Origin of the sequence: Cetobacterium sp. (assembly GCF_051653945.1) — a bacterium.
Taxonomy (GTDB): Bacteria; Fusobacteriota; Fusobacteriia; order Fusobacteriales; family Fusobacteriaceae; genus Cetobacterium_A.
The window spans coordinates 20645-35151 of sequence record NZ_JBOFXD010000061.1; the positions used below are offsets into that span (position 1 = coordinate 20645).

Annotated in this window: 15 protein-coding genes; 10 read left to right on the forward strand and 5 right to left on the reverse strand. The window is 33.0% G+C overall.

Features of this window, described 5'->3' with window-relative positions:
• Positions 1-21 precede the first annotated feature (21 nt).
• Positions 22-687, reverse strand: a complete 666-nt coding sequence (locus ACRC8M_RS06905; protein ID WP_438528465.1) for a 3-oxoacid CoA-transferase subunit B — start codon at positions 685-687, stop codon at positions 22-24.
• Complete coding sequence (locus ACRC8M_RS06910; RefSeq protein WP_438528466.1) at positions 688-1338, reverse strand: CoA transferase subunit A; 651 nt, start codon at positions 1336-1338, stop codon at positions 688-690.
• 264 nt (positions 1339-1602) lie between these two features.
• On the opposite strand from ACRC8M_RS06910, the gene ACRC8M_RS06915 reads away from it, so the two are divergent.
• On the forward strand, positions 1603-2175 hold the full coding sequence (locus ACRC8M_RS06915) for a TetR/AcrR family transcriptional regulator (RefSeq protein ID WP_438528467.1): 573 nt from the start codon (positions 1603-1605) through the stop codon (positions 2173-2175).
• A 50-nt stretch (positions 2176-2225) separates the two neighbouring features.
• Here ACRC8M_RS06915 and ACRC8M_RS06920 read toward each other — a convergent pair whose 3' ends face one another.
• Entirely contained in the window at positions 2226-3065 is an 840-nt protein-coding gene (locus ACRC8M_RS06920) for a 3-hydroxybutyryl-CoA dehydrogenase (protein ID WP_438528468.1), read from the reverse strand.
• Between the two features lie 27 nt (positions 3066-3092).
• Positions 3093-3872: an enoyl-CoA hydratase-related protein gene (locus tag ACRC8M_RS06925; protein ID WP_438528469.1), complete on the reverse strand. Its 780-nt coding sequence runs from the start codon at positions 3870-3872 to the stop codon at positions 3093-3095.
• Between the two features lie 298 nt (positions 3873-4170).
• Between ACRC8M_RS06925 and ACRC8M_RS06930 the strand changes: the two genes are divergently transcribed.
• From ACRC8M_RS06930 to ACRC8M_RS06970, 9 genes are read left to right on the forward strand one after another with little or no spacing between them, the layout of a single operon-like run.
• Complete coding sequence (locus tag ACRC8M_RS06930) at positions 4171-5667, forward strand: Na+/H+ antiporter NhaC family protein (protein ID WP_438528470.1); 1497 nt, start codon at positions 4171-4173, stop codon at positions 5665-5667.
• 30 nt (positions 5668-5697) lie between these two features.
• Positions 5698-6084, forward strand: a complete 387-nt coding sequence (locus ACRC8M_RS06935) for a hotdog domain-containing protein (RefSeq protein WP_438528471.1) — start codon at positions 5698-5700, stop codon at positions 6082-6084.
• 3 nt (positions 6085-6087) lie between these two features.
• Positions 6088-6906, forward strand: a complete 819-nt coding sequence (locus tag ACRC8M_RS06940) for a 3-keto-5-aminohexanoate cleavage protein (RefSeq protein WP_438528472.1) — start codon at positions 6088-6090, stop codon at positions 6904-6906.
• A 10-nt stretch (positions 6907-6916) separates the two neighbouring features.
• Entirely contained in the window at positions 6917-7951 is a 1035-nt protein-coding gene (locus ACRC8M_RS06945) for an L-erythro-3,5-diaminohexanoate dehydrogenase (protein ID WP_438528473.1), read from the forward strand.
• Positions 7952-8011: 60 nt separating this feature from the next.
• Positions 8012-9253, forward strand: coding sequence for a lysine 2,3-aminomutase (gene ablA, locus ACRC8M_RS06950; RefSeq protein ID WP_438528474.1), 1242 nt, complete (start codon positions 8012-8014; stop codon positions 9251-9253).
• A 28-nt stretch (positions 9254-9281) separates the two neighbouring features.
• The gene (locus tag ACRC8M_RS06955; protein WP_438528475.1) at positions 9282-10304 is read left to right on the forward strand and encodes a hypothetical protein; all 1023 of its coding nucleotides are present in this window, start codon (positions 9282-9284) and stop codon (positions 10302-10304) included.
• Positions 10294-11628 (forward strand): MutS-related protein, encoded by a 1335-nt coding sequence (locus tag ACRC8M_RS06960; RefSeq protein WP_438528476.1) that lies wholly within the window; start codon positions 10294-10296, stop codon positions 11626-11628. Before ACRC8M_RS06955 ends, ACRC8M_RS06960 begins: the two co-directional genes overlap by 11 nt.
• Positions 11629-11639: 11 nt before the next feature.
• Complete coding sequence (locus tag ACRC8M_RS06965) at positions 11640-13199, forward strand: lysine 5,6-aminomutase subunit alpha (RefSeq protein ID WP_438528477.1); 1560 nt, start codon at positions 11640-11642, stop codon at positions 13197-13199.
• Positions 13199-13987 carry an OAM dimerization domain-containing protein gene (locus tag ACRC8M_RS06970; RefSeq protein ID WP_438528478.1) on the forward strand — a complete coding sequence of 263 codons (789 nt, stop codon included), beginning with the start codon at positions 13199-13201 and terminating at the stop codon, positions 13985-13987. The genes ACRC8M_RS06965 and ACRC8M_RS06970 overlap by 1 nt, the downstream gene beginning before the upstream one ends.
• Before the next feature lie 69 nt (positions 13988-14056).
• Here the strand turns inward: ACRC8M_RS06970 and ACRC8M_RS06975 are convergent, their stop codons facing one another.
• On the reverse strand, positions 14057-14503 hold the full coding sequence (locus ACRC8M_RS06975) for a hypothetical protein (protein ID WP_438528479.1): 447 nt from the start codon (positions 14501-14503) through the stop codon (positions 14057-14059).
• Positions 14504-14507 lie beyond the last annotated feature (4 nt).

The window sequence follows — 14507 nt, forward strand, 5'->3', positions numbered from 1 at the left end:
TTTAAAAACCTCCTAGTAAATTTATACTTCCATAACTTTTAAATCTGCATCAATAATTAAAGTAGCCTCAGTAGAGCTTTCAATATCTTCAATAGATGAGTATGGGCTAAGTTCTTTTAAAATAATACCTTTATCACTAACTTCCATAACCCCTTTTTCTGTAATAATTATATTAACTTCATTAGCAGCTGTAAGAGGCAGTGTACAATTTTTTAAAATTTTTGGAGCTCCTTTAGCAGTGTGTTCCATAGCTATAATAACTTTTTTAGCTCCCACAACTAAATCCATAGCTCCACCCATGCCAGGAACCATTTTACCAGGAACCATCCAGTTAGCTAGGTTCCCTTTTTCATCAACTTGTAAAGCTCCTAAAACAGTGGCATCAACGTGTCCTCCACGAATTATTCCAAAAGATGTAAAGCTATCAAAGAAACATCCTCCAGGAGCAATAGTAACTAACGACCCACCTGCATTGGCAATTCTACAATCCTCTTCAGCTTCACAAGGTGTTGGTCCCATACCAATTAAACCATTTTCTGATTGCAATGCAACGTATATAGAGTGAGGAATATAGTTAGCAACCTCTGTAGGTAATCCAATTCCTAAGTTTACCACATCTCCATCTTTAAACTCTTTAGCAACTCTTCTAGCTATAATCTCTCTAACTCTCTCTTTTGTAAGTTCCATCTATCTTCCTCCCTTAACGATATAGTCCACAAATATTCCTGGAATAACCACTTCGTTAGGATTTAAACATCCATCAATAATCTCTTCAGCTTCAACGATAACTGTATCAGCAGCAGTAGCCATTATTGTATTAAAGTTTCTAGTAGAACCATGAAATGATACATTTCCAAAAGAATCAACTTTTGTTCCGTAAATAAGTGCTACATCAGCTCTTAATGGTTTTTCAAGAAGATATTTCTTTCCATCCACTTCAATAACCTCTTTCCCCTCTTGGACAACAGTTCCAATTCCAGTTGGAGTTAAAATTCCACCAAGTCCAGCTCCAGCAGCTCTAATTCTTTCAGCAAGAGTTCCTTGAGGGACTAGAATAACTTCCATTTCGCCACTGTGCATCTGTTTACCAGTTTCAGGGTTAGTACCAATGTGAGATACAATAGCTTTTTTAATTCTTTTATTAACAATAAGCTTTCCTCTTTCAAAATCTGGGAAACTTGTGTCATTGGCAATAAGAGTTAAGTCCTTAGTACCATTTTCCAATAATTTTTCGATAACCTCCTTAGGAGAGCCACACTTTAAAAATCCTCCAGTCATAAGAGATGAACCATCTTTAATAAGTGATGCTGCAAAATCAACAGAGACCAATTTTTTCATAACTTCACTCCTTTGTTTAAGTTAGCAAGTACATACTTGCTTATTTTCAGTATGAATATATACCTCATATAGAAAGTAAATGTCAATAGTGAAATAAAAAATATTTTTTTCGAACATAAAAAAGGTGTTACAAACGTGTGATTAGAGGGGAGTTTTGAAAATAAAAAAATATTTTTATTTTCTTAAAAAATATTTGACAAAAGAGTCAAAAGTGAGGTATATATTGGGATAACATTTAAAAATACGGGCAGAACTGGAGGATTGATGAAAACACGGGATAAAATTTTAGATTGTGCACAAAGACTCTTTTCAGAAGAGGGATTTGATAAAGTTTCAACAAAACGTATAGCTAAAGAAGCTGAATGCAATGAAGTTACTATTTTTAGATTGTTTGGAAGTAAAAATAGAGTTTTAGAGGAGATAATAAATAAATTTGTAGAGGAGAGTAAAATTATTCGTTCTCTACATGAAAGTTTAACGGGAGAACTAGAACAGGATATAGCTAAAAGTATCTTACTTTATCAAAACTTTTTACATCAACATGAGATAATGTTTAGACTTCAACTGAAATTATCAGATAGTGAAAATCAAAAGTTTCTTAGAACAATTGATTTTAAAAACTATTTAGTAGATCATTTTATTGGAGTTTTTCATGAACATAAAATTCATTACTCACCTGAAGTTTTTATAAATGATATGTTGAGTAGTGTTATGGGTAGTTTTCTTTTAAAGATTTTAACACAGGGAAAATTCACAGGAGAAAGGGATGGGCATTTTTTAAGTGAAAAAATTAAATTTTATCAGAAATCGATTAATCAGTATAAAAAAACAGAATAGGGAGAGATAAAAAAGAGAAAACCAACAAAAGTAGGTTTTCTCTTTTTCTATTAGTATTTATAGAATCCTTCTCCAGATTTTCTTCCTAGTTTTCCAGCTCTAACCATTTTCTTTAAAAGAGGATGAGCTCTATATTTAGAATCTCCAAACTCTGTTGTTAAAACATCCATAATTGCTAAAACAACATCAAGTCCAACTAAATCTCCTAAAGCTAAAGGTCCAATAGGATGATTTGCACCATATTTCATAGCGTTGTCTATATCTTCAGCAGTAGCAACACCGTCGGCTAAAATTCCAATAGCTTCGTTAATCATAGGGATTAAAATTCTATTTACAACAAAACCAGGAGCTTCTTCACATAAAACAGGCTCTTTTCCTAACTCTTTAGAAAGTTTTAAAATAGTTTCATAAACCTCTTGACTTGTAGTGTAACCTTTGATAATTTCAACAAGTTTCATAACAGGAGCAGGATTGAAGAAGTGCATTCCTATTACTCTTTCAGGATGCTTTGTAGCACATGCAATCTCAGTTATAGAAAGTGAAGATGTATTAGTAGCAAATATAGTTTCCTTAGAACAAATCTCATCTAGTTTTGTAAATAGATCTTTTTTGATACTCATTTTTTCTGATACAGCTTCAATAACTAAATGAGCATCTTTTGCATCAGCTATATTTGATGTTGTTTGGATTTTCGCTAAAATCTCATTTTTTCTATCCTCTGTAATTTTCTCTTTTTCAACTAACTTGCTTAAACTTTTTACAAAACCTTTTTTTGCTTTTTCAAGAGCCTCAGTACAGATATCAGTCATCAAAACTTCGTGACCACCTGTTGCAAAAACTTGAGCAATTCCACCAGCCATAACTCCAGCACCTATAATAAATACTTTCATTGTTCCTCCTTATAACTTTTGTATAGTTTATTTGTTAATAAAGTTTGCTTTTCTTTTTTCCAAAAATGCTGACATACCCTCTTTTTGATCCTCTGTTGAGAAACAAAGTCCAAATAAACTACTTTCAATGAACATTGATGTAGTTTCATCCACTTGAATCCCCTTATTTATAGCTTCTTTTGAATACTGAACTGCCAATTTAGCATTGGAACTAATTTTACTTGCCATATTCAGTGCATATTCCATAAGTTTATCATGCTCAATAACTTGATTAACTAAACCGATAGATTTAGCTTCTTGGGCATCAATAATATTACCTGTATATATAAGCTCCTTAGCTTTAGCTACACCAACTAATCTAGGAAGTCTTTGAGTTCCACCAGAACCAGGAGTGATACCAAGTGTAACCTCAGGTTGCCCAAGTTTTGCTTTGTCAGAAGCAATTCTAATATCACATGACATAGCAAGTTCACATCCACCACCAAGAGCAAATCCGTTGATAACAGCAATAACAACTTTATTGATATTCTCCACTGCATTAAAAGCATTTGTGCCTAAAATACCAAACTCTTTAGCCTCTTTTGTGCTTAAATCTTTCATAAAAGAGATATCAGCTCCTGCCACAAAAGAACGTCCTTCGCCCGTTAGTAAAATAACGTCAATCTCATCATTTTTTTCTAACTGAGAAAAGCATTGGTGAATCTCTTTGTAGGTTTCTTTGTTTAGAGCGTTTAAAGATTCAGGTCTGTTAATTTTAACTATACAGATTTTTCCATGAATTTCAGTTAAAAGATTTTCAAATACCATTTTTTCCTCCTTGTTACCCAAATTGTAGTTAAAAAATACTTAACAAGACCCTTATTACCTCATAAAAGTTAAATTTGTCAAATTTTTTTATTTTAAAAATATTTTTTATCGTCCAAAACTGTCTATAATAGGATGTTTTAGTACCAAAATAAAACTTCAAAAAAGAAAAAAGTTTTAAATTACTATTGACTTAGAAAAAAACGTGAGGTATATATAGCTAATGACAAAACTAAAGTAAGCACTCACTTACATCCTACTTGAAAAATTTATGAGAAATTAAACATTCTAGGAGGAAAATATGGGAACGGTAACGGCGATAATAAAGCTTAGTCCAGTTTTAGTTTTGGCAGGACTAATGATGAGTGGGTATGATGCATTATTAGCAGCACCTTTAGCAACAGTATATGCAGCACTTGTAGCATCACTTGTGGCAAAGAAAAAAATAAGTGATATCATAGATGCTTGTATAAAAAATGCAAGAGAGATGCAAATAGCCTTTTTTATCCTAATGATGGCATATGCAATGGCAGAGGCTTTTATGTCAACAGGAGTTGGAGCTTCTATAATTAACATAGCTTTAGGATTTGGATTAACAGCTAGAACAGTTGCAGTAGTTGGAGTTATAGTGACATCAATTCTATCAATTGCTACAGGAACAAGCTGGGGAACATTTGCAGCATGTGCACCAATATTTTTATGGCTAAACCATATAGTTCAAGGAAATATGTTCTTAACTTTAGCAGCAATAGCTGGTGGAGCATGTTTTGGAGATAACATTGGTCTTATATCAGATACAACAATAGTAAGTTCTGGAATTCAGAGAGTTGAAGTTGTAAAAAGAATAAGACATCAAGGTATTTGGTCTGGTTTAGTGCTTGTGTGTGCAGTAATAACTTTCTATGTAGTGAGTGTTGCTATGGGATTACCAACAGAGGTTGGAAGTCCAGTTGAGGCTATAAATCAGATACCTGAATCAGCATGGGCCGCTCTAGCAGAAAAAAGAGAGAGTGCAGTAGCATTACTTAATCAAGTTAAAAGTGGAGTGCCTTATTATATGGTTATTCCTCTAATTCTAGTTTTAGTTTCAGCATTTAAAGGAGTAAATACACTATTATGTTTATTCCTTGGAATTTTTGCATCTTTTGTATGCGGAACTGTTGCTGGAACTGTTGAAAGTCCATCAGCGTTTTTAGATCTAATCTACACAGGATTTGAAGGAGCAGGATCTTGGGTTATCGTAATGATGATGTGGGTTGCAGCATTTGGTGGAATAATGAAAATTATGGATGCCTTCAGACCAATATCGATTCTTATTAAAAGGATTTCTGGAAATGTTAGACAACTTATGTTCTACAATGGTGTTTTATCAGTATTAGGAAACGCTGCTTTAGCAGATGAAATGGCACAAATTGTAACTATAGGACCAATCATTAAAGAGCTTGTTGAAAAAAATGTAAAAGGAAGCCCAGAAGATATCGAAACATTAAGACTTAGAAATGCAACATTTAGTGATGCACTGGGAGTTTTTGGATCCCAATTAATTCCGTGGCACGTATACATAGGATTCTACTTAGGAATTGCAAATGCAGTGTATCCTTTAGCCACATTTACAGCAATGAGTATTATAAAGTTTAACTTTATGGCTTATATAGCTGTTGGAAGTATTTTAATACTGACTTTAACAGGGCTTGATAGATTTATTCCAAGATTTGCTTTACCATCAGAGCCAAATGTACAATTGGTAGGAGAAAACGAAGAGGTAGAAGTAGCAACAGAAACAGAAGAGTTAGCATAATAAAAAATATGTGAAGGAGAGGTAGGAGTTATGACAAAATCAATGATAAGATTGAGAATGAGTTCAGCAGACGCTCATTATGGTGGAAATTTAGTAGACGGAGCAAGAATTTTACAGTTATTTGGGGATGTAGCAACAGAGCTACTTATAAAGCATGATGGGGATGAAGGTTTATTCAAGGCTTATAGTGAGGTAGAGTTCATGGCTCCTGTATACGCTGGAGATTATTTAGAGGTTGTAGGAGAGATTACAAAAGTTGGAAATACTTCAAGAGTAATGAGTTTTGAAGCTAGAAAAGTGATTGTTCCAAGAGCTGATATTTGTGATTCAGCAGCAGATTTTTTAGAAGAACCTATTGTAGTATGTAAAGCAGTTGGTACTTGTGTTGTTCCAAAAGCTGTTCAGAGAAAGGGGTAGACTATGGAAAAGTTGATAATAACAGCAGCAATTTGTGGTGCTGAAGTGACAAAAGAACATAATCCAGCTGTACCATATACAGTAGAAGAGATTGCTAGAGAAGCTTATAGTGCATATAAAGCGGGGGCGAGTGTTATCCATCTTCATGTTAGAGAGGATGATGGAACTCCAACTCAAAGAAAAGAAAGATATGATGAGTGTATAAAAGCTATAAAGAAGAGATGTCCAGATGTAATAGTTCAACCTTCTACAGGGGGGTCAGTGGGGATGACCTCAGCTGAAAGATTGGAGCCAGTTGATTTAAAACCAGAGATGGCAACATTGGATTGTGGGACATTAAACTTTGGTGGCGACGAAATTTTTGTGAACACTGAGAATATGATTAAAGAGTTTGGAAAAAAGATGATAGATTTGGGTGTTAAGCCAGAGGTTGAAGTTTTTGATAAATCAATGATAGATATGGCAATTAGATTGTGCAAAAAAGGATTTATTAAAGAGCCGATTCACTTTAGTTTTGTAATGGGAGTAAATGGTGGAATTTCTGGAGATTTAAGAGATTTCATATTTTTAAAAGAGAGCATACCTTGTGGGTCTACATATTCAGTTGCTGGGATTGGAAGATTTGAATTCACTCTTGCGGCGGCTTCTATAATATCAGGAGGTCACGTAAGAGTTGGATTTGAAGACAATGTATATATTGAAAAAGGTGTATTAGCAAAAAGTAATGGTGAATTAGTTGAAAAAGTTGTAAGACTTGCAAAGGAGTTTGGAAGAGAGATAGCAAATCCAACTGAGGCAAGAAAAATATTAGGTTTAAATTAAGGAGGATATTATGAAAAAGGGATGCAAATTTGGAACACACAGAGTAATAGAGCCTGTTGGATCATTACCACAAGGAGCATTAAAAATATCTAATGATATGGAGATTATGTCAAATGAAGTATTAATTAATGTACAAACTCTAAATATTGATTCAGCTAGTTTTACACAGATTAAAGAAGCATGTAATAAAGATGAGAAAAAAATGGCAGAGATGATTGAAAGTATAGTGGCAGAGAGAGGAAAAATGCAAAATCCTGTGACAGGATCAGGAGGGATGTTAATTGGAACTATTGAAAAAATAGGAGCAGACTTCCCTGATAAAAACTTAAAAGTTGGAGATAAAATAGCAACTTTAGTTTCGCTTTCATTAACGCCTTTAAAGATAGAGAAGATTAAAAAGATAAACATTTCAAATGACCAAGTGGATGTAGATGCAAAAGCTGTTCTATTTGAAAGTGGAATATATGCTGTTTTACCAAATGATATTCCTGAAAAATTAGCACTTGCAGCACTGGATGTAGCTGGAGCACCTGCTCAAGTTGAAAAGTTAGTTAAAGAGGGGGATACAGTTTGTATAATTGGTGGTGGAGGAAAATCAGGAATCCTTTGCTGTTATCAAGCTATGAAAAATGTTGGGAAAAATGGAAAAGTTATAGTATTTGAATACTCAGAAGCAAATGCTCAAAGAATTAGAGATTTAGGACTTGCTCATGTTGTTTTAGTAGGGGATGCAACAAAGCCAGTGGAGATCTATAATAAAATAAACGAAATCACAAATGGGGAGTTATGTGATGTTGTAATAAATAATGTAAATGTTCCAGGAACAGAGATGTCATCAATATTAATAACAAAAGATGATGGAGTAGTTTATTTCTTCTCAATGGCTACATCATTTACAAAAGCTGCTTTAGGAGCAGAGGGTGTAGGTAAAGATGTAACTATGATAGTTGGAAATGGATATACAAAAGGACATGCTAATCTGACTTTAGAGATTGTAAGAGAATCAAAAGCAATTAGAGAGTTATTTGAAAAGCTATACGTTTAATTAAAAAATTTGTTAAAAAATAAAAAAGGTTTCAATAGAAAATTTTGGAGGAGTTTATCAATGATGAATTTGAGAGAAAGATTTAACGTAACAGATGAGCAGTGGAATGACTGGAGATGGCAAGTTAGAAATAGAATAGAAACTTTAGAGCAACTTGAGAGTTTAATGACATTAACAGAGCAGGAGAAAGAGGGGATTAAAAAGTCTTTAGAAACTATTAGAATGGGAATTACTCCATACTATTTAAGTATAATGGACCCTAATGACCCTAAGTGCCCAGTTAGAATGCAAGCAGTTCCATCTATAAATGAGCTACATAAATCAGCAGCAGATCAATTGGATCCACTTCATGAAGATGGCGACTCACCTGTTCCAGGATTAACTCATAGATATCCAGACAGAGTGCTACTTCTTGTAACTGATATGTGTTCAATGTATTGTAGACACTGCACAAGAAGAAGATTTGCAGGACAAACAGACCACGCTTTACCAATGGAGAGAATTGAAAAAGCTATTGAGTATATAAGAAATACACCTCAAGTAAGAGATGTGCTACTTTCTGGAGGAGATCCATTACTTTTATCTGATGAGAACTTAGAGCATATCATCAGTAAATTAAGAGAGATTCCTCACGTTGAAATTGTAAGAATTGGATCAAGAACTCCAGTTGTTATGCCTCAAAGAATAACTCCAGAACTTTGTAACATGTTAAAGAAATACCACCCAATCTGGTTAAATACTCACTTTAATCACTCTAAAGAGATAACTCCAGAAGCGATTAAAGCTTGTAATATGCTAGCAAATGCTGGAGTTCCTTTAGGAAATCAATCAGTTTTATTAAAAGGAGTAAACGATTGTGTACATATAATGAAAGATTTAGTTCATAACTTAGTTAAAATGAGAGTTAGACCATACTACATCTATCAATGTGATTTATCAATGGGAATCGAGCACTTTAGAACACCTGTATCTAAAGGAATTGAGATAATTGAAGGATTAAGAGGTCATACATCAGGATATGCAGTACCTACATTTGTTGTGGATGCTCCAGGTGGAGGGGGAAAAATTCCAGTTATGCCAAACTATATAATCTCTCAATCTCCAGATAAAGTTGTTCTTAGAAACTTTGAAGGAGTAATTACAACATATACTCAACCTACAAACTATGAGAATAAGTGTGAGTGTGATGTTTGTGAAGGGGAAACAAAGAAAAAGCAAGTTGGAGTTGCAGGACTTATGAGTGGATGTGAAGAAACTTTAGAGCCAAGACAACTTGATAGAAAGCAAAGAAACGCTCATTAATATATAGAAAGCTTGAAAGGAGAGAATCATGCCCTTTATAAAAGATATAAAAAACTATAAAAGTATAGCAACTATTGGATTAGAAAAAAATGTTGGTAAGACAGAAACTATGAATTATATCTTAAAAAGATTGAAGGATGAAGGGGTTACAACAGCAGTTACTTCAATAGGAATAGATGGAGAAACAGTTGATATAGTGACAGATACATCAAAGCCTGAAATAACAATCTATGAAGGGATGATTTTTGTAACTAGTGAAAAACACTATATAAAAAAGAGATTTCAAGCTGAAATTTTAGATGTTAGTGAAAAATCCACTGCTCTAGGGCGTCTTGTAACAGCAAGAGCCCTAGGAGAGGGAAAAGTTTTACTATCTGGACCATCCAATGGAACTTGGGTAAAAGAGATTATAGATGAAGTTCTAGAAAAAGGTGTAGACAGTGTATTAGTAGATGGGGCCCTATCACGTTTAAGTGTGGGGTCTCCTATTATTACAGAGGGAATAGTTCTATCAACAGGGGCGGCAGTTTCTATCAATAGTAAAGAGATTATAAAAAAAACAAAGCATGTTATAAATCTTTTAAAATTAGATAGTTTAGAGGAGAAAAGAAAAGAGAAAATAATAGATTTAGAGGATGGAATTTATAAAGTTTTATGGGAAGAGGATATTATAAATAAACTACCAATTAAATCAATACTGAATTTTTCACAGTTGGAAGAAAATATATTTCAAGAAAAATGTTCTCTTTATATAACAGGAGTTTTAACAGAAAGATTTATAGAGAGCTTAACAAAGCAGAGTTTTTTAGAAAATATAGAGATAGTTGTAAAAGATTTTACCAAAGTATTTGTATCTGGAGAGATACTAAATAGATTTATAAGAAAAGGTGGAAAATTAAAGGTATTATTAAAAACAAAACTAGTGGCAATAACAGTTAATCCAGTGGCTCCAACAGGGCATATATTGGATTCAAAGGAGCTTATAAAAGCTATAGAGGAGTTTGCAGAGGTACCTGTTGTCAATCTAAGGGAGGATGGTTATGAACTTTGAAAAGATAGGATTTGATTATATAATTGACACCTTAGATATAGTAAGTAGATTGGGAAAAAGAACATTAAAAAGTGTGGAGTTTTCAAAAGATATTTTGAAATTGGAAAAAGAGTTTGAAAATTTACAAAGTGTAATAACTCTTTTAGAAAATAAACCCAAGATTTATACTACATTAAAAAGAAAATTATCAGCATTAAAAGATATTGAGAGTATTGTAAATAGATTGTCTAATGGATATATATTAGATGATGTTGAACTTTTTGAGATTAAAATTTTTTCCATGATCTCCCAAGAGATATATGAAATTTTGAGTGAAAATTATAAATTTTTAGCTCCTCAAAATTTGGAAAAAGTAATTGATATATTGGATCCAGATAAACTTAGAATAGCAAGTTTTCATATATATAGTTCCTACTCCATAGAATTATCTGAAGTTAGAAAAGTTATAAAAGAAACTAAAGATGAAACATTATATGAAACTGAGATGCAGTTGGAAGATGATGTAAGAAAGGTTATTAGTAGGAAATTATCAAACTATAATCAAGTTTTAAAAAGTTCTATAAAAAGATTGGGGTATTTAGATTTAATTTTAGCAAAAGCACATCAAGCTCAAAAATTAAATTTAGTGAAACCTATATTTACAAATAAAACTGAGCTTAAAGGTGTTTTTAATCCAAAGGTTTTAAAAATATTGGAGGATAAAGACAAGACATACCAAAAGGTTGATATAACACTTCACAACGGCGTGACAGTTATAACTGGAGCAAATATGTCTGGAAAAACTCTGACACTGAAAACTTTAGGTTTGGTGCAAAATATGGCACAAATGGGATTTTATATTCCAGCAATAGAGGGAGAAATACAACTTGTTGATGAGATATGCTTATCAATTGGAGATACTCAATCTTTAGAAGAGGGGTTATCCTCCTTTGCAGCAGAGATGTTAGAGATAGATAGAATAGTTAAAAAGATAAAAAAAGGTGTAAGACCTCTTGTTTTAATAGATGAGTTAGCAAGAACGACTAACCCCCAAGAGGGAAGAGCTCTTTTAAAAAGTGTAATAACGATTCTTAATAATTATTTTATAGAATCTGTAATAACAACTCATTATGATCAAGTGGGAGAAGAGGTTGTAAAATTAAGGGTTAAAGGGATTAAGAAAACGGAAATAGAGGAGGATGTAAACTATAAAAATATTGAGGATTATATAGATTACTCTCTAATTGAAGCGGATGATGATAGTGTTCCAGAGGAAGCATTGATAATAGGAAAACTATTAAAAATAGATGAAGATATTATAAATAACGCATATAAGTATTTATAAGGAGGACGTTAATGTTTAAAAGTAAGTTAGGTTTGGATTTCAATAAGGTAGATAAAGCTAGAGGATTGGCTAAAGATATAGCAGTAGATGTACAAAAATTTGTGGATTCATATACAACTGTTGCAGTTGAAAGAACAATTTGTAGATTGTTAGAGATAGATGGAGTAGATTGTGACGAGGTACCACTACCAAACATTGTAGTAGATCATTTAAAAGATAAGGGTGTTTTATCAGAAGGGGTAATGTATTTTGTAGGAAATGCTATGCTAGAAACAGGAATGTCTCCTCAAGAGATAGCTGACAAAGTAAGCTCTGGAGAGTTAGATTTAACTAAGATTAAACAGCACAGTAAAGATGAGGTTCAAAAAGCAGTAGAACCTATTGTAAATAAAGTTGTAGAGAGAATCAAATCAAATAGAGAGCAAAGAGAGAAGTATCTAACAACTATTGGAGAGGGGCCAAAACCTTATTTATATGTAATAGTTGCAACAGGAAACATATATGAAGATGTTATTCAAGCTCAAGCTGCAGCAAGACAGGGAGCCGATATAATAGCTGTTATTAGAACAACAGGGCAAAGTTTACTAGACTATGTTCCTTATGGAGCTACAACAGAGGGATTTGGAGGAACTTTTGCAACTCAAGAGAACTTTAGAATTATGAGAAAAGCTCTAGACGAAGTTGGAGAAGAGGTTGGAAGATACATAAGACTTTGTAACTATTGTTCAGGACTTTGTATGCCAGAGATTGCAGCTATGGGAGCTTTAGAAAGACTTGATGTAATGTTAAATGACGCATTATATGGAATACTATTTAGAGATATAAATATGCAAAGAACATTAGTTGACCAGTTTTTCTCAAGAGTAATAAATGGATTTGCAGGAGTTATAATAAATACAGGAGAGGATAACTACTTAACAACAGCTGATGCAGTGGAAAATGCTCATACAGTTTTAGCATCAGACTTAATAAATGAGCAATTAGCATTTATGGCTGGTCTTCCTGAAGAACAGATGGGATTAGGACACGCATTTGAAATGGACCCAGAGTTAGAAAATGGATTCCTATTAGAGTTAGCACAAGCACAGATGACTAGAGAGATATTCCCTAAGGCACCATTAAAATATATGCCACCTACAAAGTTTATGACAGGAAATATATTTAAAGGTCATATTCAAGATGCACTGTTTAATCAAGTTGCAATAATGACAGGACAGGGGCTTCAACTGTTAGGAATGATGACAGAAGCTATCCATACACCATTTATGTCAGATAGATATTTATCAATAGAAAATGCAAGATACATATTTAACAATATGAGAGATTTTGGATCTGAAATAGAGTTTAAAGCAGATGGAATAATTCAAAAAAGAGCTCAACTTGTTTTAGATGAATCAGTGGAACTACTTGAGAAAATGGTTGAGGATGGACTATTTAATTCACTAGAAAAAGGAACTTTTGCAGATATAAAAAGAAGTCGAACAGGTGGAAAAGGACTAGCTGGAGTTGTGGAAAAAGGATCTAGCTACATGAATCTGTTTATTCCAAAAATGTTAGGAGGGGTTAAGTAATGAGTGGTGGATTATATTCAATGAAAGCAAAAACATTTGATACAACATTAGATTTAAAGGCAGTTAAACCATATGGAGATACAATGAATGATGGAAAGACTCAACTTTCATTTACTTTACCAGTACCAGCAGGAGCAGAGGGAGTTGAAGCTGCAAAACAGCTTATGAAGAAAATGGGGTTTGAAAACCCACAAGTTTCATATTTTAAAGAGTTAACAGATGGATTTACATTTTTTAACTGCTATGGTAATTGTACTCATACAGTTGATTATGAGTCTATCTATGTTCCAAAAGTTGAATCAACAACTTGGTCAATGGAGGAAACTGACAAGTTTGTAAAAGAAAATATTGGAAGAAAAATAGTTGTGTTAGGGGCAAGTACAGGAACAGATGCACACACTGTTGGAATAGATGCTGTAATGAATATGAAGGGTTATGCAGGACACTATGGATTAGAAAGATATGAGATGATAGAGGCTTTAAATATGGGAAGTCAGGTGTTAAATGAGGACTTTATAGCTAAAGCTATTGAAATAGGTGCTGATGTACTTTTAGTTTCTCAAACAGTTACTCAAAAGGATGTTCATATTAAAAACTTAATTGAGCTTATTGAAATGTTAGAGGCAGAGGGATTAAGAGATAAGATGTTAGTAATTTGTGGTGGTGCTAGAATCACTCATGAATTAGCTAAAGAGTTAGGATACGACGCTGGGTTTGGAACTGGAACTTATGCAGATGATGTAGCTTCATATGCTGTTCAAGAGTTAGCAAAAAGATTGAATAAATAGAAAGAGTTGGGTGTAGTAGAGTGAAATATGGGAGTGAGTTTTAAGCATCATACTTAAAACTCACTTTTTTTATTTTTTAGTAGGTTTTAAAGTTTCTTGTAAAGTTTTTACCGAGAATTCAACATCTTTTGGTGCTCCACCAGTATTTAACATAATATTTTGCTTATAGTTTGCAGAAAGAACAAAAGCATAGTTTTTTATAGTTGGATTAGTAAAAACTAAAACACCATTTCCAAAGTCACACTCTTGAGGAACAAGTTTAAATCCTTTCTCTTCTAATAAGTTTATAGAGTTAGCTATAGCATCATTTAAATTAGCATAATTTTTATAATCTGTAACTTCAACATGAGAATCCCCTTTTTTAAAATTAAATCCTTCATCTTTTTTTACATACTCCAGTTTATAACCATCTTTTTCCATCTTTTCTTTTAATTTAGGAAAGTTGTAATTGTCACTACTAGCTAATATACTTACTGAAAGAGTAAGAGAGAATAAAAATAATAATGTTTTTTTCATTGAA

What these genes read in the sequence shown, in the direction of transcription:
- ACRC8M_RS06905 (WP_438528465.1), bottom strand. Translation starts at nt 687, where the DNA reads ATGGAACTTACAAAAGAGAGAGTTAGAGAGATTATAGCTAGAAGAGTT.
- ACRC8M_RS06910 (WP_438528466.1), bottom strand. Translation starts at nt 1,338, where the DNA reads ATGAAAAAATTGGTCTCTGTTGATTTTGCAGCATCACTTATTAAAGAT.
- ACRC8M_RS06915 (WP_438528467.1), top strand. Translation starts at nt 1,603, where the DNA reads ATGAAAACACGGGATAAAATTTTAGATTGTGCACAAAGACTCTTTTCA.
- ACRC8M_RS06920 (WP_438528468.1), bottom strand. Translation starts at nt 3,065, where the DNA reads ATGAAAGTATTTATTATAGGTGCTGGAGTTATGGCTGGTGGAATTGCT.
- ACRC8M_RS06925 (WP_438528469.1), bottom strand. Translation starts at nt 3,872, where the DNA reads ATGGTATTTGAAAATCTTTTAACTGAAATTCATGGAAAAATCTGTATA.
- ACRC8M_RS06930 (WP_438528470.1), top strand. Translation starts at nt 4,171, where the DNA reads ATGGGAACGGTAACGGCGATAATAAAGCTTAGTCCAGTTTTAGTTTTG.
- ACRC8M_RS06935 (WP_438528471.1), top strand. Translation starts at nt 5,698, where the DNA reads ATGACAAAATCAATGATAAGATTGAGAATGAGTTCAGCAGACGCTCAT.
- ACRC8M_RS06940 (WP_438528472.1), top strand. Translation starts at nt 6,088, where the DNA reads ATGGAAAAGTTGATAATAACAGCAGCAATTTGTGGTGCTGAAGTGACA.
- ACRC8M_RS06945 (WP_438528473.1), top strand. Translation starts at nt 6,917, where the DNA reads ATGAAAAAGGGATGCAAATTTGGAACACACAGAGTAATAGAGCCTGTT.
- ablA (WP_438528474.1), top strand. Translation starts at nt 8,012, where the DNA reads ATGATGAATTTGAGAGAAAGATTTAACGTAACAGATGAGCAGTGGAAT.
- ACRC8M_RS06955 (WP_438528475.1), top strand. Translation starts at nt 9,282, where the DNA reads ATGCCCTTTATAAAAGATATAAAAAACTATAAAAGTATAGCAACTATT.
- ACRC8M_RS06960 (WP_438528476.1), top strand. Translation starts at nt 10,294, where the DNA reads ATGAACTTTGAAAAGATAGGATTTGATTATATAATTGACACCTTAGAT.
- ACRC8M_RS06965 (WP_438528477.1), top strand. Translation starts at nt 11,640, where the DNA reads ATGTTTAAAAGTAAGTTAGGTTTGGATTTCAATAAGGTAGATAAAGCT.
- ACRC8M_RS06970 (WP_438528478.1), top strand. Translation starts at nt 13,199, where the DNA reads ATGAGTGGTGGATTATATTCAATGAAAGCAAAAACATTTGATACAACA.
- ACRC8M_RS06975 (WP_438528479.1), bottom strand. Translation starts at nt 14,503, where the DNA reads ATGAAAAAAACATTATTATTTTTATTCTCTCTTACTCTTTCAGTAAGT.